Source organism: Vibrio sp. SBT000027, assembly GCF_963894355.1.
Lineage (GTDB): Bacteria > Pseudomonadota > Gammaproteobacteria > Enterobacterales > Vibrionaceae > Vibrio > Vibrio splendidus.
In genome coordinates this window covers 1,833,026-1,852,157 of sequence record NZ_CAWQGD010000004.1, presented here as the reverse complement: position 1 = coordinate 1,852,157, position 19,132 = coordinate 1,833,026, and the positions used below count along the sequence as shown (strand labels likewise).

At 45.9% G+C, this 19,132-nt stretch carries 12 protein-coding genes; 9 read left to right on the top strand and 3 right to left on the bottom strand.

The window, feature by feature from the left end; translation table 11 throughout:
• Both hrpA and AACU28_RS18080 read left to right on the top strand, forming a co-directional pair.
• Positions 1–4,101 (top strand): ATP-dependent RNA helicase HrpA, encoded by a 4,101-nt coding sequence (gene hrpA, locus AACU28_RS18085; protein ID WP_121603384.1) that lies wholly within the window; start codon positions 1–3, stop codon positions 4,099–4,101.
• 142 nt (positions 4,102–4,243) lie between these two features.
• Positions 4,244–4,738: an outer membrane beta-barrel protein gene (locus AACU28_RS18080; RefSeq protein WP_017077897.1), complete on the top strand. Its 495-nt coding sequence runs from the start codon at positions 4,244–4,246 to the stop codon at positions 4,736–4,738.
• Positions 4,739–4,893: 155 nt separating this feature from the next.
• Here AACU28_RS18080 and AACU28_RS18075 read toward each other — a convergent pair whose 3' ends face one another.
• Both AACU28_RS18075 and AACU28_RS18070 read right to left on the bottom strand, forming a co-directional pair.
• Positions 4,894–5,679 carry a hypothetical protein gene (locus tag AACU28_RS18075; RefSeq protein ID WP_102481870.1) on the bottom strand — a complete coding sequence of 262 codons (786 nt, stop codon included), beginning with the start codon at positions 5,677–5,679 and terminating at the stop codon, positions 4,894–4,896.
• Positions 5,600–6,379, bottom strand: coding sequence for a hypothetical protein (locus AACU28_RS18070; protein ID WP_017083377.1), 780 nt, complete (start codon positions 6,377–6,379; stop codon positions 5,600–5,602). Before AACU28_RS18070 ends, AACU28_RS18075 begins: the two co-directional genes overlap by 80 nt.
• A 554-nt stretch (positions 6,380–6,933) precedes the next feature.
• Between AACU28_RS18070 and AACU28_RS18065 the strand changes: the two genes are divergently transcribed.
• The 7 genes from AACU28_RS18065 (at position 6,934) to pheT (ending at position 17,538) form a co-directional block, all read left to right on the top strand.
• Positions 6,934–7,719 (top strand): TetR/AcrR family transcriptional regulator, encoded by a 786-nt coding sequence (locus tag AACU28_RS18065; RefSeq protein ID WP_017083379.1) that lies wholly within the window; start codon positions 6,934–6,936, stop codon positions 7,717–7,719.
• Positions 7,720–7,839: 120 nt separating this feature from the next.
• Positions 7,840–10,371 carry an efflux RND transporter permease subunit gene (locus AACU28_RS18060; RefSeq protein WP_121603383.1) on the top strand — a complete coding sequence of 844 codons (2,532 nt, stop codon included), beginning with the start codon at positions 7,840–7,842 and terminating at the stop codon, positions 10,369–10,371.
• Between the two features lie 44 nt (positions 10,372–10,415).
• Entirely contained in the window at positions 10,416–11,237 is an 822-nt protein-coding gene (locus AACU28_RS18055; protein ID WP_121603382.1) for an outer membrane lipoprotein-sorting protein, read from the top strand.
• Positions 11,238–11,246: 9 nt separating this feature from the next.
• Entirely contained in the window at positions 11,247–12,479 is a 1,233-nt protein-coding gene (locus AACU28_RS18050; RefSeq protein WP_121603381.1) for a hypothetical protein, read from the top strand.
• 204 nt (positions 12,480–12,683) lie between these two features.
• Positions 12,684–13,793, top strand: coding sequence for a GGDEF domain-containing protein (locus AACU28_RS18045; protein WP_102491550.1), 1,110 nt, complete (start codon positions 12,684–12,686; stop codon positions 13,791–13,793).
• Between the two features lie 355 nt (positions 13,794–14,148).
• Positions 14,149–15,132 (top strand): phenylalanine--tRNA ligase subunit alpha, encoded by a 984-nt coding sequence (gene pheS / locus AACU28_RS18040; RefSeq protein ID WP_004734764.1) that lies wholly within the window; start codon positions 14,149–14,151, stop codon positions 15,130–15,132.
• An 18-nt stretch (positions 15,133–15,150) separates the two neighbouring features.
• Positions 15,151–17,538: a phenylalanine--tRNA ligase subunit beta gene (gene pheT / locus AACU28_RS18035; RefSeq protein ID WP_121603380.1), complete on the top strand. Its 2,388-nt coding sequence runs from the start codon at positions 15,151–15,153 to the stop codon at positions 17,536–17,538.
• A gap of 221 nt (positions 17,539–17,759) precedes the next feature.
• On the opposite strand, the gene AACU28_RS18030 is transcribed toward pheT, so the two are convergent.
• The gene (locus AACU28_RS18030; RefSeq protein WP_121603379.1) at positions 17,760–19,025 is read right to left on the bottom strand and encodes a glycosyltransferase; all 1,266 of its coding nucleotides are present in this window, start codon (positions 19,023–19,025) and stop codon (positions 17,760–17,762) included.
• Positions 19,026–19,132 lie beyond the last annotated feature (107 nt).

Here is a 19,132-nt window from a genome sequence, read left to right as displayed (position 1 = left end):
TTGACTTCGTCTCCGGAAAAAGCAGACAACAACAAGAATGCAGCACAGCCGAGTTCTCCAAAGAACGAAGCGAAATCGAATAAACCTGCATCGAACCGACCTGCTAAGCATTTAAAAGCTAAACAACCAAAAACTAATCAACCAAAAGCTAAACCTGCCGATCATTCAGCAGCAGCCAATACAAAAGCATCTCAAAATAGCCCAGCTTCTCTTCGTAAAGCGCTCAACGAATGTATGATGCGCGATCGCTTCCGTCTGAGTAAGCGAATTGCTGGTGCGAGTAGAATTAAAAACGAACAATCCAAGAACGTTGTCTTCGATGAGATTGCGTTAGACATTGCCAAGTCTATGATGACGGCAAATCAGCGTGCCTCGCACAAACCAACCATCGAATACCCAGAGATTCTCCCAGTTAGCCAAAAGCGCGATGACATTGCGAAAGCCATTGCTGAAAACCAAGTGGTTATCGTGGCTGGCGAAACGGGCTCGGGTAAAACCACTCAGTTACCAAAGATTTGTTCTGAGCTTGGCCGTGGCCGCATGGGCTTAATTGGTCACACTCAGCCTCGTCGTCTTGCGGCACGTTCAGTTGCCAACCGCATTGCGGAAGAGATGGAAACACAGCTGGGTGATTTTGTCGGTTATAAGGTTCGTTTTAACGATCAAATTTCTGATAATACACAAATCAAATTGATGACCGACGGTATCTTACTGGCGGAAATTCAGCACGACCGTTTCTTAAGTCAATATGACACCATCATTATCGATGAAGCCCACGAACGTAGCCTGAACATTGACTTCATCATGGGTTACCTAAGAGAGCTTCTGCCGAAGCGTCCTGATCTTAAAGTTATCATTACATCAGCGACCATCGATCCTGAGCGCTTCTCGAAGCACTTTAACAATGCGCCGATTATTGAAGTATCAGGTCGTACTTACCCTGTTGATACGCGTTACCGCCCACTAGGTGGTGATGAAAGTGATTCAGATCGTGACCAAATCGAAGGTATCTTTGAAGCGGTAGATGAGCTGTGTGACGAAGGCCAAGGCGATATCTTGATCTTCATGAACGGTGAACGTGAAATTCGTGACACCGCCGATTCTTTAAGTAAACGTAACCTGCGTGATACTGAGATTGTTCCGCTGTACGCGCGTCTTTCTGCAGGCGAACAGAACCGTATCTTCCAGTCTCATACTGGTCGACGCATCGTTCTTGCGACCAACGTGGCTGAAACCTCGTTAACCGTTCCTGGCATCAAGTATGTCATCGACCCGGGTACGGCGCGTATTAGCCGTTACAGCTACCGTACTAAGGTACAACGCCTACCGATCGAGCCAGTGTCTCAAGCGAGTGCGAACCAGCGTAAAGGTCGTTGTGGTCGTGTTGCTGAAGGTATCTGTATTCGTCTGTACTCTGAGGAAGATTTCGAATCACGTCCAGAGTTTACTGACCCAGAGATCCTTCGTACTAACTTAGCATCGGTTATCCTTCAGATGACAGCGCTAGGCCTAGGCGACATTCAAGCATTCCCATTTGTTGAAGCGCCAGATAAACGTAACATTCAAGATGGTGTAAGGCTGCTTGAAGAGTTGGGTGCGATCGCGACAGTCGAACCGTCTGCGAACAAAAACAAGAATCATGGCGACGACAAGAAGAAGCTAACCGCTATTGGTCGCAAGCTCGCTAAGCTGCCGATTGATCCACGTTTGGCGCGTATGGTGATTGAAGCGCCAAGCAACCGCTGTCTGCACGAAGTGATGGTGATTGCGTCTGCGTTGTCGATTCAGGATCCGCGTGAGCGTCCATCAGACAAGCAACAATCGTCTGACGATAAGCACAAACGCTTCTTTGATAAAGAGTCAGATTTCATCACGTTTGTGAACCTTTGGGATTACGTTAAGCAGCAACAAAAAGAGCTGTCGAGTAACCAGTTCCGCAAACAGTGTAAGCAAGATTACCTGAACTATTTACGTATCCGTGAATGGCAAGATGTGTACTTCCAAATTCACCAAGCGATGCGTGAATTGGATACTAAGCTGAATACAGAACCGGGCAGCTACGACGGCATTCACATGTCACTGCTATCAGGCTTGCTTTCGCACATCGGCATGAAAGACCAAGAGAAGAATGAGTATCAAGGTGCACGTAATGCGCGCTTCCATATCTTCCCTGCGTCTGGCTTATTTAAGAAACAGCCTAAGTGGATTATGTCTGCTGAGCTGGTGGAAACCTCAAAACTTTGGGGTCGTGTTATCGCGAAGATTCAGCCTGAATGGATTGAACCACTAGCAAAACACCTGATTAAGCGCAGCTACAGCGAACCACATTGGTCGAAGAAGCAAGCGGCAGTAATGGCACACGAAAAAGTGATGCTTTACGGAATCCCAATCATCCCGAAACGTTTGGTTAATTACGGTGCGATTGATGCCACTGTCAGCCGTGAATTGTTCGTGCGCAGCGCTTTGGTTGAAGGTGAGTGGGAAACCAAACACGCCTTCTTCAAGCAGAACCGTAAGCTACTGCAAGAAGTGGAAGAGCTAGAACATAAATCGCGTCGTCGTGACATCTTGATCGACGATGATGAACTGTTCGACTTTTATGACCAACGTGTTGGTGAAGAGGCTGTTTCAGGCCGTCACTTCGATACATGGTGGAAGCAAACCAGCCAGAAAACACCAGAGCTGCTTAACTTCGAAAAGTCGATGCTGTTTCGCGGTGATGCAAGCCACGTTACTGACTTGGATTATCCGAACTTCTGGCACCAAAATGGTATCAAGCTGAAGCTGAGCTACCAATTTGAGCCGGGCGACGACAACGATGGTGTAACGGTCCATATCCCACTGCCTATCTTGAACCAGATTGACCAAAACGGTTTTGATTGGCAGATCCCAGGCCTACGCCAGGAACTGGTGATTAGCCTAATTAAGTCGTTACCAAAAACGCTACGCCGTAACTTTGTGCCTGCGCCCAACTACGCCGATGCGTTCTTGGCTCGTGTGACACAACTTGAAGCACCGTTGTTGGATTCTCTTGAGAAAGAGCTGCGCCGCATGACAGGTGTGGAAGTAGTACGTGATGACTGGAAGTTAGACCAGATCCCAGAGCACTTAAAGGTAACATTCCGCGCTGTAGATCATCGCAAGCGTAAGCTTAAAGAACAGAAAGACTTGCATGAGTTGAAAGAGAGCCTGAAAGACAAGGTTCAAGAAACGCTTTCTAAAGTGGCAGACGATGACATCGAACAGCAAAACCTGCATACGTGGAGCTTTGGTGAGTTACCAAAAGTCTACCAACAGAAACGTGGCGGCTACGATGTTAAAGCCTTCCCAGCGCTGGTGGATTCTAAAGACAGCGTAGAGATCAAATTGTTCGAAACCGAGCAAGAGCAGATCTCGGCAATGAAATCGGGTCAGCGTCGTTTAATCCTGTTGAACGTGCCATCACCGATCAAATACTTGCACTCGAATTTGCCGAACAAATCGAAACTTGGTTTGTACTTCAACCCATACGGACAGGTGCTCGATCTTATCGATGACTGTATCGCTTGTGGTATTGATAAGCTGATTGAAGAGAAAGGCGGTTTGGTTTGGGAACCAGAGCAGTTTGAAGCACTGAAAGAACACGTACGTGCAGAGCTGGGCGACAGCGTTGTTGAGATTGCTCAACAGGTTGAAACCATCCTAACGACCGCATTCAGCATCAGTAAGAAGCTCAAAGGACGTGTCGATCTTTCAATGGCATTCGCACTTTCTGACATAAAAGCTCAGGTAGAAGGTTTGATTTTTAAGGGGTTTGCCACAGAATGTGGGTGGAAACGCCTGCCGGATATTCTACGCTATATGAGAGCGATTGAACGCCGCATGGAAAAACTGCCGATTGACCCGAACAAAGATCGCTTGCATATGATCAAAGTTGAGTCAGTAATGAATGATTACAAAGAGCTGCTGAATAAAATCCCAAAAGGGATCGCGGTTCCAGAAAATGTAAAAGAGGTGCGTTGGATGGTAGAAGAGCTTCGTGTAAGCTTCTTCGCACAGCAGCTCGGTACGCCTTACCCAGTATCAGATAAGCGTGTTAAAAACGCGATTGATGCTTGCTAAGGAATAAAGCTAGACGCAATAGCAAGGTTTAGGTATAAATCTTGCTTATTGCATTACTAATTGAATAGTTATTACATACAGGGCGACTTGGTGGCAATTTATTACCACTCAAGGCCTGCCACTAGGACGAAAAAGGTCGAATATGAAAAAAACGTTATTGGCACTAGCACTGCTAGGTGCATCTTCAACAGCAATGGCTGATTCTTGGTTGTACGGCGGCGTAATGGGTGGTCAAAACTCATTAGGTAATGAAGAAGAAACAGCGATGGGTATCCACGTGGGTACAGGCATCCTGCCACTAATCGGTATTGAAGCGGGTTACTGGGATCTTGGTTCTTTCGACAGCGTTAAGTACGGCAACCGTGACCTTACAAACCTAGATGCAAGCACTGCTTACCTAGCGATCAAGCCAAGCATCGACTTCGGTCCTCTTCACGTATACGCGAAGGCTGGTGTTCACTCTTACGATCTTAAATCTGACGGCTTCAAGCAATCAGGTGAGGATATCATGTACGGTGTAGGCGCTGAATACTTCATCTTTGGCCCACTATCTGTAGGCGCTAGCTACCAAAACTTCAAAATGAAAGATGACGACTCTGGCGTATTTACGCTAAACGCAACTATTCACCTACTGTAATTGTTTATAGTGAGTCACTTACTTACAGTTAATGATGGATGTTCGTTGAAGAGTTCGTAAGAATTCATAAAAAATGCCAGCTTGATAGCTGGCATTTTTGTATCTGTAGAATAGTAATGTCGCTGACTTAAGCGGTATAAGTTAAGCGAGCAACGCTATTTCTTACTGTTTAGAATCTTCTGAATTCTTGGGTTAATCGCTTTACCGTGTTGGCTTTCATACTCTTCGCGTTTCAAGTCGTTCAAGTTCTTCACTGAGTTAGCGGCAAGAAGGAACTGCGGCAATTCTGTTTCCAGCATGCCTTTCTCATCTAAACGCTTTGCTTCCAAGTAGTATTTCTTAAACAGGCCATCGAGCTTGTTTTCAGCCGTACGCTTCAAGTCGTACAGTTTGTTTTGGATTAGCCATTTTTCAATGTTGTTAACAGCTGCGCGCGACAACACACGAATACGGCTATCAAGCAGCTCTTCTTCAGTCAAAGAATCTTTAAGGATCCAAAGCTCACCCATTTGCGGCGGCCAACTGTTGCCAAGTTGAATACGCTCATGACAGTGCATTAGCACGCGGTTAAGGCCGTCTGAGTCAACAGAGTGGGCGAACTCAAGAAACTTACCGCTCGGTTCACTACCGTATTGGTATTCCCACTGAGTTTCGTACACGCTCAAGAAAGAACCGAACACATGGATACACCAATCGGTTAGCTCAAGCTCTGCTGGATCTTGATCAACAACAGGCACTTGCTGAGACGCACCAGAGCCCGCAGCGTTTGGTGTCGCTACTTTTACTTCTGTACTTTGTGCTTCAATCATTTCAGGTGCGTTAGGCTGCACGGTAGCGTCAGGAACAACAGGTTGAGCTGGCTCAGAAGGTTGGCTTTTTGCCTTTTTGAATGAGCTGCTGCCTGAAGCGTTCAGATGGGCTAAGCTTTTGTCTATACCCATTTCCTTGAGCTTGTCCTGCATTTCCTGAATATTGAGAGGTCTTCTGCTGTTGTTGTCTTTCATTTTGCTTCTCGTTAACTAGCCAGTACTGCAGCTTGGATTCAATCCGAGATAATGGCATTAATTCATTGGCTTTGGCTTTATACCAGAGGACAAATTTCTTCCATACTAAACTATGGTCACCGGTCAAACCGGAGAATTTAAACGCACGTTCTGCCCATGATGGTATCTCTTCTTCGTTGAGATCATGAGTAGAGACGGTGTTGCTGTTCATTGAGCCTCGACCCTGTGGGCGAGGGGCCTGCTGCATGTGTTGCATTGGTGCCGGAGCAGGCTGAAACTTGGGTGCAGGTGCAGGTGCAGGTGCAGGTGCAGTAGAGTAGACCGGAATACTATTGGTCGGTTGAACCTCAACGTGCGCCGTAGCTTGCTCTTGCTCAATGAGCATTTTGAAAACGTGAATCTCTTTCTTATCTCGATAGTCTACTTTCACCTTATCGAGGAAACCTTGGTCGACTAAACACTTAAGGCAGTCGGCTAAACCAAACGTAGAGAGAGCACAAAGCTGACCTGCCGTTTGCAAGCACACATTGGTGTAACCGAATTCATCAGCACCATCTGCAAGCATCAATAAAACCAGCTTTTCTGCTGGGCTAGAAGTATTCACTTGCCAAGCTAAATAAGAATATTTGGCGCTCAATATCGTGTTCTCAAAAAAGGTAAGTCGTTGTCACTATTGTAAGTCACCCCTTACCGAATTTATAGCAACTTAACAGAAAACGACATTAGTAAGCCAAATATTGACCATAAGGAGAGGTCTGCCCCAAAAAGTAAGCCTACACTCATTCATTCTAGGTCAGAAGGTGGCTAAAGATGGGGTTTACGGGCGTCTTTTTCGGGGCCGATTCTGCACCAAGGCTTAAAATAACGTGGTCTATTAACGTTAAGCATGAGCTTCTAATCTTTCGTGTTGTCTTCATGAAGGCACCTATCTTCTCTCTCTAGTGACTGTTGATGATTTCTCTATCTACTTATTGACCTATTTATCCATACATTCATAACTTGTATTTAATTTATAAAACACCTTGATATGATCAATATTTGCGCTATTATGACGATAAGTCAGAAATGACGAAGCGTCACAAAATGGTTAACCACATGAATTTACTATTCGTGTTAATATATTGGACAGGAGCGTTTTAAATGCTGATTAAGCTTAGGTAATAGCTAAGCTCAAATACGGACTGAAAAATTATGTTTGGCTTTGGTTGTAAAGGCGATAAACAAAGTATCTTTGGTTGCAAGGCGGTGCTGTCTAAGAAGCAGCAATCCATCGCAGACCGAGAAGTAGAATTGATGTTGTTAGCAAAAGATCTGGTTCGAGAACAAGGGTTCGGAAACCTGACGATGGATAGGCTAACGGCGGCAAGCTCTTATTCTAAAGGTACGATATACAATCACTTTTGCAGTAAAGAAGACGTGGTTTTAGCGTTATGTATTCATTCTCTAAAGTCTGAGGCACTGTTGTTTGCTCGTTCTGGAGAGTTTGAAGGCAACTCACGCGAAAAGATTGTCGCATTGCACGTTGCGTACCGAGTTTATGCTCGTATGGAACCGGTATTATCAACTTGCGCGATTATGGCGAAAAGCCCATGGGTACTAGAGAAAGCCTCCAGTGCACGCGTGGCCGAGATGAATCAATTAGAAGAGATCGTTATCGAACAAGCGGATCTGCTCGTCAATCAAGCAGTAGAAGCCGGTGACCTAAAGTTCTCTTCTGGCGTGGGTTCAGATGCCATCGTATTCGCCAACTGGTCAATCGCATTTGGTTCAAATGCTTTGTCTCAGAATGCTTCAAACAGTCATTGTATCAAGCGGTTACAAGACCCGTATTCAGTATTACACAACGCGAACATGATTTTAGACGGCCTCAACTGGCAGCCTCTTTCTACTGATTGGGACTACCGCAAAACTTGGCGCCGTGTAGAACAAGAACTGTTCAGTGAAGAGGTCGCTTACTTAGAGTCAGTAGGTCGATAAGCTTCAACTAAGCCCACCTATGTGGGTTTATTAATAACCATTAGTGACGATTCGTCATAAACTTAAGTTTAGCCTAGTGTGGTTTTGGTTTTCTTGAGTATATGACTAAGAATTGTGTTTTTGTCAGCTTCGGCTGGCTTTTTAAGACACAACTATGACGAATCGTCACAAATGGAGACTGTGATGGAACATGACAGCCAGAAGCCCGCTCTCGATCACCAAAATCGAGATAACCGTAATGTCGATAGCGTAAACGGGGATCTAAATAACAGTTGGCACTCAATACCGACCAAGCGTTCGTTTATCGTTCTGCTGGTGGTTTTTTCAATCATCATGCTCTCTGCATTAGGGGCGAAGAACCTCTACTTTAGAGGGGACTACAACATCTTCTTCGAAGGCACCAACAAACAGTTGATGGCGTTCGATGAAATCCAAACCACCTTTGCGAAAACCGACAACCTCGCGATTGTCGTCGCACCAGAAGGCGGCAATGTCTTCACCCCAGAAACCCTCACCTTAATTCAAAACCTCACGGTCGATGCGTGGCAGATCCCGTACTCAAGCCGTGTCGATTCGCTTGCCAATTATCAGCATACCGAAGCCGTTGAAGACGACTTGTTAGTGGAAGACTTGCTGTACGAAGAATACGAGCACACGCCAGAGCGGATCGCCAAAGTAAAACAGATCGCGCTCAACGAACCACTGCTTAAGAATGCTTTAGTATCGGCCTCTGGCGACGTGACCATTGTTAACGTGACGGTGCAATTGCCCGAAGTGGACAAAACGGCGGAAGTACAAGAAGTCATTGCGGCTATCAACACCATGATTGACCGCTATGAAGCACAATATCCCAATGTTGAATTCCATAAAGCGGGCATCATTGCCATGAACAACGCCTTTATGACTTCGGCTCAAGAAGACAGCTCAACGCTGGTGCCATTAATGCTGTTGGTGGTGTTGGTGTTCCTTACCTTTATGTTGCGCTCGTTCTTTAGTGTGGTGGCTACCTTAGTTGTGATTATCTCTTCGATTGTCGCGACCATGGGTTTGTCTGGCTGGGCAGGGATGTTCCTAAGTACTGCAACGGTCAACGTTCCTACATTGGTATTAACCCTTGCCGTTGCCGATTGTGTTCACGTAATCGTGACCATGAGACAAGCTATGCAGCGCGGGATGGAGAAAGCACAAGCCATTCAATACAGCATCAAGTTGAACGCGATGCCAATTCTTATTACTTCGGTGACCACCGCGATTGGCTTTTTGATGATGAACATGTCGGATTCTCCCGTATTGCGAGACTTCGGTAACTTGTCAGCATTGGGCGTGATCATCGCGTGTTTCCTATCTGTGACTATGCTTCCTGCGCTATTAAAACTCTTGCCAGTGAAAACTCTGCCAACAAATGAAGCCGCGGAAAGCAAAGTAACCTTTATGGATAAACTGGGCGATTTTGTGGTGGCTAACCGCAAAGCGTTATTGCCTATTTCTACGCTAGTTATCGTTGGCGCTGCCGCGTTAATTCCACTCAACAAAGTAAATGATGAATCGGTGAAGTATTTCGATACCTCAAGCGAGTTCAGACAAGCGGCCGACTTCATGGAAGAGACCGTAAGTGGCATGACGACCATCAGTATTGCGGTGAAAACCAATGAATCTCAAGCGATTGCTGATCCTGTGTTCTTACAAGCGATTGGTGACTTTACCGATTGGCTACGTGTTCAACCAGAAACCGACCATGTGGCCACGCTTTCCGATGTTTACATGCGTTTGAACAAGAACATGCATGGCGACGATGACAGCTACTACCAACTGCCGCTAAACCGTGAACTTGCTGCGCAATATCTGCTGCTTTATGAGATGTCTCTGCCGTACGGCTTGGATTTGAACAACCAGATCAACGTCGATAAGTCATCGATCAAAATGGTACTCACGGTCGACAACCTAGGCAGCGTGGAATTGGTGGAACTCGAAGAACGTATCTACTCATGGTTTGCAGCCAACGCGCCTCAGTATGAAGTGGTCGCATCGAGTCCGTCACTGATGTTTGCTCACATTGGCGAAACCAACATGGCGAGCATGCTATCAACTCTGCCTATCACCTTAGTACTTATCTCTGGCCTGATGATCTTCGCATTGCGCTCGGTTCGCTTAGGCATCATCAGCCTAGTGCCAAACATTGCGCCTGCGATTATTGGCTTTGGTTTGTGGGCGCTTATCTCAGGTGAAATCAACCTAGGTTTGTCAGTCGTGGTCACGCTCACGTTGGGTATCGTTGTCGATGATGCGGTGCACTTCTTGAGTAAATACCAACGCGCCAGAATGGAAGGGAAATCAGCAGAAGAAGCGGTTCGATACGCCTTCCACACCGTTGGACGCGCATTGTGGATCACCACTGTCGTGCTTGTGGCGGGTTTCTCTGTACTGGCGATGTCGAGCTTCAGGCTCAACTCAGACATGGGCTTACTCAGTGCGATTGTGATTTTCATTGCGTTAGTAGTCGACTTTATCTTGCTGCCTAGCTTGCTGATGATCTTCGACAAGCAGACCCACTATGCAGATAAACCTCAGCACGAATCAAAGCTATCTAAAGCCGAGTTATCTAAAACAGCGCAAGCTAACCCAGCCGGCGAACTGTCTGCTTCAACCAAATAAGGAATCGTCAGCCTGCTGCGGTGGGCTGACTCAAGGAGAAATTTATGAAAAGCGTTAAACAAACTCTCGTTACCACACTATTTGCTGTCAGCTCATTAACCGTCGGCACGTTAACAATAGGCGCGTTCACGGCTTTCACAGTGTTAGCAGACCCAGCGAAAGGCTTAGAAATTGCCGAGCAACGAAAAGCCGTTGATCTGGGGTGGGGCGATTCTGTTGCGACCATGGAGATGCTACTTCGCAACAAACAAGGCGAAAGTAGCTCGCGTCTAATGCGATTGAAGTCGTTAGAAGTGGATGACGATGGCGACAAAGGGCTGACCATTTTTGATGAGCCACGAGACGTAAAAGGCACGGCTTTCCTAAACCATTCACACATCTCTAAATCGGATGACCAATGGTTGTATCTGCCTGCATTGAAGCGTGTAAAACGTATCTCTTCACGCAACAAATCGGGCCCGTTTATGGGCAGTGAATTTGCTTACGAAGACTTGAGCTCGTTCGAGTTAGGAAAGTACACCTTTAACTACATTGAAGACGCCAAAATCGAAGGCGTCGATACCTTTGTTTTGGAGCAGGTTCCGACCGACAAAAACTCAGGCTACACCATGCAGAAGGTATGGCTAGACCAACAATATTACCGCCCCGTTCAGGTTGAGTTTTACGACCGTAAAGGCGCATTGCTGAAAACCCTTTCGTTCCAAGATTACAAACAATACCTAAACCAATACTGGCGCGCACACACTATGTCTATGCAAAACCACCAAACAGGCAAGAGCACGGTACTAACCACGACAGACTTAGCGTTCCAGACCGGTCTTAAGGACAAAGATTTCCAGAAAAACACACTGAAACGTGCAAAGTAAGGCAAGAATATGAAAAGGATTGTGTTAACAGGAACGCAGTTATCTTTAACCTTGGCAGCGACAGTTGGGCTTATGCAGGTGTCGTTGCCATGTGTTGCGGCTGGTTTTAGCTCTGAATTCGTAGAACAGGTCACCCCGGAGCTAGCAGGGCAGGTTAACCTTGAACACAGGCAGTTCTTTAGCGACGGCTTGCAAGGGCAAGATAAAGGGCAAAGCTCGCTGGTGTTACAACCAGAGTTTTATTGGGAACAACAAGAGGGCAATGGCAGCTTTACCTTTACGCCGTTTTACCGCCTAGACAGCGAAGACGATGAGCGAACTCATGGTGACGTTCGCGAAGCTCTATACCTAACGTATTGGGATGACTACGAACTGCGAGCGGGTGTCGGCAAGGTGTTCTGGGGCGTGACCGAATCGGCGCATTTGGTCGATGTGGTAAACCAAACCGATGCCATTGAATCGGTCGATGGTGAGTCGAAGTTAGGTCAGCCTATGGTGCACTTTACCTCAATCAAAGACTGGGGAACCATCGATGCCATGTTACTGCCGTATTTTCGTGAGCGTACCTTTGCAGGGGAAGACGGTCGGCTAAGGCCAACCGTGCCTGTATCGGACGATGCGCTTTACGAATCTTCAAGAGAAGAAAAGCATGTTGATGTGGCATTGCGTTATAGCCAAATGTACGGCGATTGGGATGTGGGATTAAGCTACTTAGGCGGCACAAATCGCGACCCTTATTACCGTGTGGAAGGCAATCAGCTCAAACCGTATTACGCGCAAATGCAGCACTTCGGACTCGATGTACAAGGTATTATGGGTGACTGGTTATGGAAGCTAGAAAGCATTTATCGCGATAGCTACGACAACTACACTGGCGTGGTAACAGGCTTTGAATACACATGGGTTGGCGCGCTGGAATCGTATTGGGACATCGGTTTTATTGCCGAATACTTGTATGACAGCCGAGGCAATAATGCTCAAACCATTGGCCAAAACGATGTGTTCCTCGGGGCGCGTTTCGCCTTGAATGATGAAGACGGCACCGAAGTGCTTACAGGCATCACTCAAGACTTGGACAACAGTGATGTCTACAGTGCAAAGCTGGAAGCCTCAAGCCGTATCAACAACAACCTAAAGTGGAGGTTGAACGCTTGGCTGTTTGAGAACGAAACCCCAGAGGACTTGTTGTTCTTTGCACGTAAGGATGACTTTGTTGAGATGGCGTTGGAATACTATTTCTAGTGCTAGCTTCATGAGGCGTTCTTCTTAAGGGGGAACGTCTCAAATTTAAGATGAGCCATATTTAGAATGTTCAAAGTCGTCTTTTTATAAAGTGGATCAAACAATCGAATAAACCTACAGGTAAAATGGTTATATTTTTTCCAGTATCTATAACCTCCGAATATGCATGTGAAGCATGCTGGTGGTATCGGCCCTAAGGGATTTATGAATTCATTTAATTGGGATAATAACTTTGAAACAGGCATTGGCGTCGTAGACGAACAACATCAATACCTTGTTGGTTTTATCAACCACTACGGAAACCTGCTGTCAGAGAATACTATCTCTATAGACGACATGAGCGTCGCTTTACGCGATCTCACACGCTATGCCGAATTTCACTTTAAAGAAGAAGAATCTTTGATGAGAGATTGCGGAGTGTATGAATTACACATTGAAGAGCACATCAAAGTGCATCGTGTATTTATGCGAGATATCTACAGTATGCAAGCTTTCATCTTGGAAGAAGATCAGTCGTCAGCACGGCAGTTACTGGATTTCTTGATCCATTGGCTTGCTTATCACATCCTCGGCATCGACCAAAACATGGCGCGACAAATGGCCGCCATAGAAGAGGGCGCAACACCCCTAGAAGCCTTTGAGGCAGAAGAAAAGCAGCGAGACTCGTCAACCCTCCCTTTATTAGCCGCTCTGAAAGGCTTATTTGAGCAGGTCTCTGAACGCAACAAGCAGTTGTTACGCTTCAACCAGTTACTCGAAGACAAAGTTGAGGAACGGACGGCAGAGTTAAAACAAGCGAACAAGAAACTCGAAGAATTGTCGTTAACAGACTCACTCACTAAATTACCCAACCGTCGTAGTGCCTTTAAACAGTTAGCATTACATTGGCAAGATTCCAAAGAACTGGGCATGCCTTTAGTGTGCATCATGATTGATGCCGACCACTTCAAGCGCATTAACGACACCAGTGGTCATGATGCAGGCGACTTGGTGCTACAAACCCTCTCGCGTGAACTGAAAAATGCGTTTCGCAATGACGATATTGTGTGTCGATTAGGGGGCGATGAGTTCTTGGTTATTTGCCCTGACACCGATCTTAAAGGCGGTATGCACATCGCGGAAACGACTCGACAGAAAGTGTCTGAATTAGAGGTTGAAACCAGTAATCAAGTTTGGATTGGCAGTATTAGTGTCGGTGTAGCTGAAATAACCCAAGAATTCGAGTCCATGAATGAGTTGGTTAAAGCCGCTGATGAGTCCGTCTATTTAGCGAAAAACGCAGGTAAAAACAGCGTTTGTTCGATTCAGATTTAGAGCTGGTTGATTTCAAATTGAGAGCATAGCTCACGTCAGTTTTAACACGCAGGCCACTTTAAATCTAAAACCTAGCTCGCTTTATTTTTTGAGCGCTATTCGCTTTAATTCTAGAACCTAGTTCACTTTAGTTTTTGAGTGCGACTCACTTTAAAATAAACAAGTGGAACCGGTATTTGTTCCACTTCTTCCTATTCCTCATTAATATCCTGTTAAATTTGCCGTGTTTTTAGTCAATAACTTGCTCTTTTAGCGATTCAATTTGGCATTGGTAGCGTGTTTGATTACTATGTGTAGCTATCTAAAAAAACTAATCATCCGATACGGACACTACCAACTGGTAGATGAGGAAATGATGCAACATCTAGAAGAGATCATTGCTAATGCAACGACTGCTATTGATACAGCAGATTCGTTAGTCGCACTTGATGAAGTGCGAGTTCAGTATTTAGGTAAGAAGGGTGAACTCACTCTTCAACTACAAAGCCTAGGTAAACTTCCACCTGAAGAGCGTCGCACTGCTGGTCAAGAGATCAACAAAGCGAAAGGTGCTGTTCAACAAGCGATCGCAGCTCGCAAAGACGCACTACAACGTGCAGAGCTTGAAGCGAAACTAGCTGAAGAAACTATCGATGTGAGCCTACCAGGTCGTCGCATTGAGAACGGTGGTCTTCACCCAGTTACTCGCACAGTTGAGCGTATCGAACAGTTCTTTGGTGAGCTTGGCTTTAGCACTGAGTCTGGCCCTGAGATCGAAGATGCATTCCACAACTTTGATGCACTAAACATCGCAGACGATCACCCAGCTCGTACTGATCACGATACTTTCTTCTTCAACCCTGATCTAATGCTACGTACGCACACTTCTGGTGTTCAAATCCGTACGATGGAAAACGGCAAACCGCCTTTCCGCTTCATTGCTCCGGGTCGTGTTTACCGTAACGACTACGATCAAACTCACACGCCAATGTTCCACCAAGTGGAAGGTATGTTAGTTGATGAGAACGTAAACTTCGCACAACTTAAAGGCATTCTTAACGATTTCCTTTGTAACTTCTTTGAAGAAGAAGTTGAAGTGCGTTTCCGTCCTTCATTCTTCCCGTTCACAGAGCCTTCAGCTGAAGTTGACGTGAAACGTAAAGATGGCAAATGGCTAGAAGTTCTAGGCTGTGGCATGGTTCACCCTAACGTACTTCGCTCTGTTGGCATCGACCCTGAGAAATACTCTGGTTTTGCATTCGGTATGGGTGTAGAGCGTCTAACGATGCTTCGTTACGGCGTAAATGACCTTCGTGCGTTCTTCGAGAACGACCTTCGTTTCCTTAAACAATTCAAGTAATCCGGGGCAGTCAAAACTATGAAATTCAGTGAATCTTGGCTACGCGAGTGGGTTAAACCTGCAATTAACAGCGAAGAGCTAGCTCACCAAATCACTATGGCTGGTTTGGAAGTTGACGATGTAGAACCTGTTGCGGGTGTTTTCACCGGCGTTAAAGTAGGTAAAGTGGTTGAGTGCGGTCAGCACCCAGACGCAGACAAACTACAAGTTACAAAAATTGATATCGGCGCAGAAGAGCTGCTAGATATCGTATGTGGTGCATCTAACTGTCGTCTTGGCCTAACTGTAGCAGTAGCAACAGTTGGTGCAGTACTTCCTGGTGACTTCAAAATCAAGAAAGCAAAACTACGTGGCGTTCCATCGCACGGCATGCTTTGTTCTTTCTCTGAGCTAGGTATCGACGTAGAGTCAGACGGCATCCTTGAGCTACCAGAAGGCACAACGCTAGGTATGGACGTACGTGAGCTTCTTGAGCTTAACGACGTAACTATCGACGTAGACCTAACAGCAAACCGCGCAGACTGCTTCAGCATCCGTGGCCTTGCTCGTGAAGTTGGCGTACTAAACCGCGCAGACGTTACAGAGCCAACAGTTGACGCTGTTGCAACAAGCATTGAAGACACAGTATCTGTTGAAATTAAAGCAACTGATGCTTGTCCACGTTACCTTGGCCGTGTGGTTAAGAACGTAAACGTGAAAGCGGAATCTCCAATCTGGATGCAAGAAAAACTGCGCCGTTGTGGTATCCGTTCAATCGACCCAGTTGTAGACATCACAAACTACGTGATGCTAGAGCAAGGCCAACCAATGCACGCATTTGATCTCGCTAAGATCGAAGGCGGTATCGTGGTTCGTCTAGCAGAGCAGGGCGAAAAGCTAACACTTCTAGATGGCAACGAAGCTGAACTAAACAGCAGCACACTTGTTATCGCTGACCAAAACAAAGCACTAGCAATCGCTGGTATCTTTGGCGGTCAAGATTCAGGTGTTACTACTGAAACGACTGACGTACTTCTTGAAGCGGCATTCTTCGCACCGGATCACATCCGTGGTCGCGCACGTGCTTACGGCCTTCACACTGATTCTTCTCTACGTTTCGAACGTGGTGTTGATTCAACACTTCAAGCAGCAGCAATGGAGCGTGCAACACAGCTTCTAGTTGAAATCTGTGGTGGTGAAGTTGCGCCAGTAAACGGCAGCGAATCTGAAGCTGATCTTCCTAAAGCAAACGTAGTTGCTCTACGTCGCGCTAAGCTAGACAGCCTACTAGGTCACGAAATCCCATCTACAGACGTAGTGGAAATTCTTACTCGCCTAGGTTGTGAAGTTGAAAGCACTGACGCAGGTTGGACGGCAACGTCTCCATCTTGGCGTTTTGATATCGCAATCGAGCAAGACCTAATTGAAGAAGTAGGTCGTATCTACGGTTACGATAACATTCCAAACCAAGCGCCTAAAGCGGCACTTAAAATGAATGACCACAAAGAAGCTAACCAGCCGCTTAAGCGCGTTCGTGACCTTCTTGTAGACCGTGGCTACCACGAAGCAATCACATACAGCTTCGTAGAACCAGAACAGCAAAAGCTTGTTGTACCTGGTGTTGAGCCGCTAATTCTGCCATTCCCAATCTCTGCGGACATGTCAGCAATGCGTCTTGGCCTAATCCAAGGTCTTCTAAACACAGTGGTTCACAACCAGAAGCGTCAACAGTCTCGTGTTCGTCTATTCGAATCAGGCCTACGTTTCATCCCTGAAGCAACGGCTGAAAACGGCATGCGCCAAGAAATGATGCTTGCGGGCGTTATCTCTGGTACTCGTGGCGAAGAGCACTGGGACATTGCAACTAACACTGTAGATTTCTTCGATCTTAAAGGTGACCTAGAAGCCGTTCTTGAGCTTTCTGCAAACGAAATCGCATACAGCTTCAAATCTGCTAAGCACCCAGCACTTCACCCAGGTCAAACTGCGGCTATCGTAGTAGACGGCAAAGAAGTGGGTATCATTGGTACTGTTCACCCAGAGCTAGAGCGCAAGTTTGGTCTTAACGGCCGTACTATCGTATTCGAAATCGAATGGGCAGCTATCAACACTCGCGTGCTTCCAGAAGCAGTAGCCGTATCTAAGTTCCCTGCAAACCGTCGTGATATCGCGGTTGTTGTTGACGAAGCAGTAGCTTCTGGCGACATCGTAGAAGCGTGTATCGCTGCTGGTGGTGAATTCCTAACAGGCGCTAAACTGTTCGACGTATACGTTGGTCAAGGCGTTGAAGAAGGTAAGAAGAGCCTAGCAATCGCACTTAGTCTACAGTCTGTAGAACGCACACTAGAAGATGCAGACATCGCTGGTTCAGTAGATGCTATCGTAGCTTCAATCTCAGAGAAATTCGGCGCAGCACTTCGCGACTAATCTCTTCTGATAGATAGAAAAACCAAAGGCCTCGCAATTGCGAGGCCTTTTTTGTATGTGGATAGGTTAGAGTAGGTGGCAACTCATCGCTAGAAAGTTAGATGTCCGTGATTTAATTAGTATTTAACGAATAACTAGAGTACCCGAAGGTTATTCAGAGTTTTAGATATCCGGATTATGGTTCTCAATGTTCTACTTGTGTACTAATTACGGTACGAAAATCACTTTAATAACCCACGAGTCTCCATCCAAGTAATCGCCGTATCAACACCATTTTCATGAGAAAGTTCCTTGGCGAGTTTATTCGTATTGATCTTGAAATCTTGGTTGGACACTAACTCAATTAAAGCCTTACTTAAATTGTCGCTCGTAAGCTTCTTCTGCTTAATCGGTGAAGGGCCTAACCCTTTTTGTTCAACTTGAGCCCCCCAGAATGGTTGGTCACCAAAAAAAGGACAAATCAATGTTGGTTTACCCGCCGAAAGACCCGCTGCGGTTGTACCTGCTCCCCCATGGTGTATAACAGCTGCCACTTTTGGGAATAACCAATCATGTGGGACAGACTCAATCACTAATACATTGTTTGGCAATGCGTCCACTTTTAGACCTCCCCATCCTGATGCTAGGATTGCCCGAACGCCAGCTTTGGTCACTGCATCAACGATCATTTTCCCTGTTCTTGCGGGATCTTTTCCAGTCATACTGCCAAAACCAATATAAACAGGTTTTGATTCATGAGATAAAAATTCCACCAGTTCTTTTGAGGGGTGGTAATCATTTAGGTCGGTTTTTGATTGCCAATACCCTGTGATAGTTGCGTCACAAGTCCAATCGTTTGGACGAGGTACTAGCTGTTCGCTAAACCCATGTAATACGGGGACTGGTTTGCCGCTACTGTGTGACAATATTCCCGTATTTTTTTTCAAAGCGGGTAAACCTAAAAGCTCGGCACGTTGTTGATTGAGTTCTTTTGAATACTGGGAGTAGCCTAAGTTAATCAGTCGATAACTAAGCTTATTTGCTAATGAACCTAAGTTGGGAATCCCTGCAGGGGGGAAAGCACTGGTTTTAGTTATCATTGGTTGCAGAACTCCCATTACAGCAGGGACTGTAAACTTCTCTGCAATGGATACGGCAGCCAAACATTTTGGGTGGTAAATGATTAAGTCGGGCTTTGATTCTAGCCCGGCGTGAATACTATCAATGATCATTTGGCGGTTAAGCGGTTTCGCCTTTTTAACCAATTTGACTACCGTTCTTATCCCACTAAACAAGCTGCCCATGTTTTCAAATATACCGTTATCCATTAACTTGAATAAGTCATCATTAATGTATCTGTAGGTCAAACCACTTTCTTCAACGAACCCTTGAAATCGAGATGCTGTACATAAATCTACTTGGTGCCCCTTTTGTATTAACGCTTTACCTAAAGCGATATACGGTTCTACATCGCCACGAGAACCGATAGTCAACAATAGTACCTTCATCTAAAGCCCCTAATTTTTTATCAAATGGGAGCATGAAATTCATCAAGTACTCCAAGTTGGTTTATGAAATATGTACGTTGTATATTTCATAAACTACGCCAAAACAA

What these genes read in the sequence shown, in the direction of transcription:
- AACU28_RS18050 (WP_121603381.1), top strand. Translation starts at nt 11,247, where the DNA reads ATGAAAAGGATTGTGTTAACAGGAACGCAGTTATCTTTAACCTTGGCA.
- AACU28_RS18075 (WP_102481870.1), bottom strand. Translation starts at nt 5,679, where the DNA reads ATGGGTATAGACAAAAGCTTAGCCCATCTGAACGCTTCAGGCAGCAGC.
- pheT (WP_121603380.1), top strand. Translation starts at nt 15,151, where the DNA reads ATGAAATTCAGTGAATCTTGGCTACGCGAGTGGGTTAAACCTGCAATT.
- AACU28_RS18055 (WP_121603382.1), top strand. Translation starts at nt 10,416, where the DNA reads ATGAAAAGCGTTAAACAAACTCTCGTTACCACACTATTTGCTGTCAGC.
- AACU28_RS18080 (WP_017077897.1), top strand. Translation starts at nt 4,244, where the DNA reads ATGAAAAAAACGTTATTGGCACTAGCACTGCTAGGTGCATCTTCAACA.
- AACU28_RS18065 (WP_017083379.1), top strand. Translation starts at nt 6,934, where the DNA reads ATGTTTGGCTTTGGTTGTAAAGGCGATAAACAAAGTATCTTTGGTTGC.
- AACU28_RS18030 (WP_121603379.1), bottom strand. Translation starts at nt 19,025, where the DNA reads ATGAAGGTACTATTGTTGACTATCGGTTCTCGTGGCGATGTAGAACCG.
- AACU28_RS18045 (WP_102491550.1), top strand. Translation starts at nt 12,684, where the DNA reads ATGAATTCATTTAATTGGGATAATAACTTTGAAACAGGCATTGGCGTC.
- pheS (WP_004734764.1), top strand. Translation starts at nt 14,149, where the DNA reads ATGCAACATCTAGAAGAGATCATTGCTAATGCAACGACTGCTATTGAT.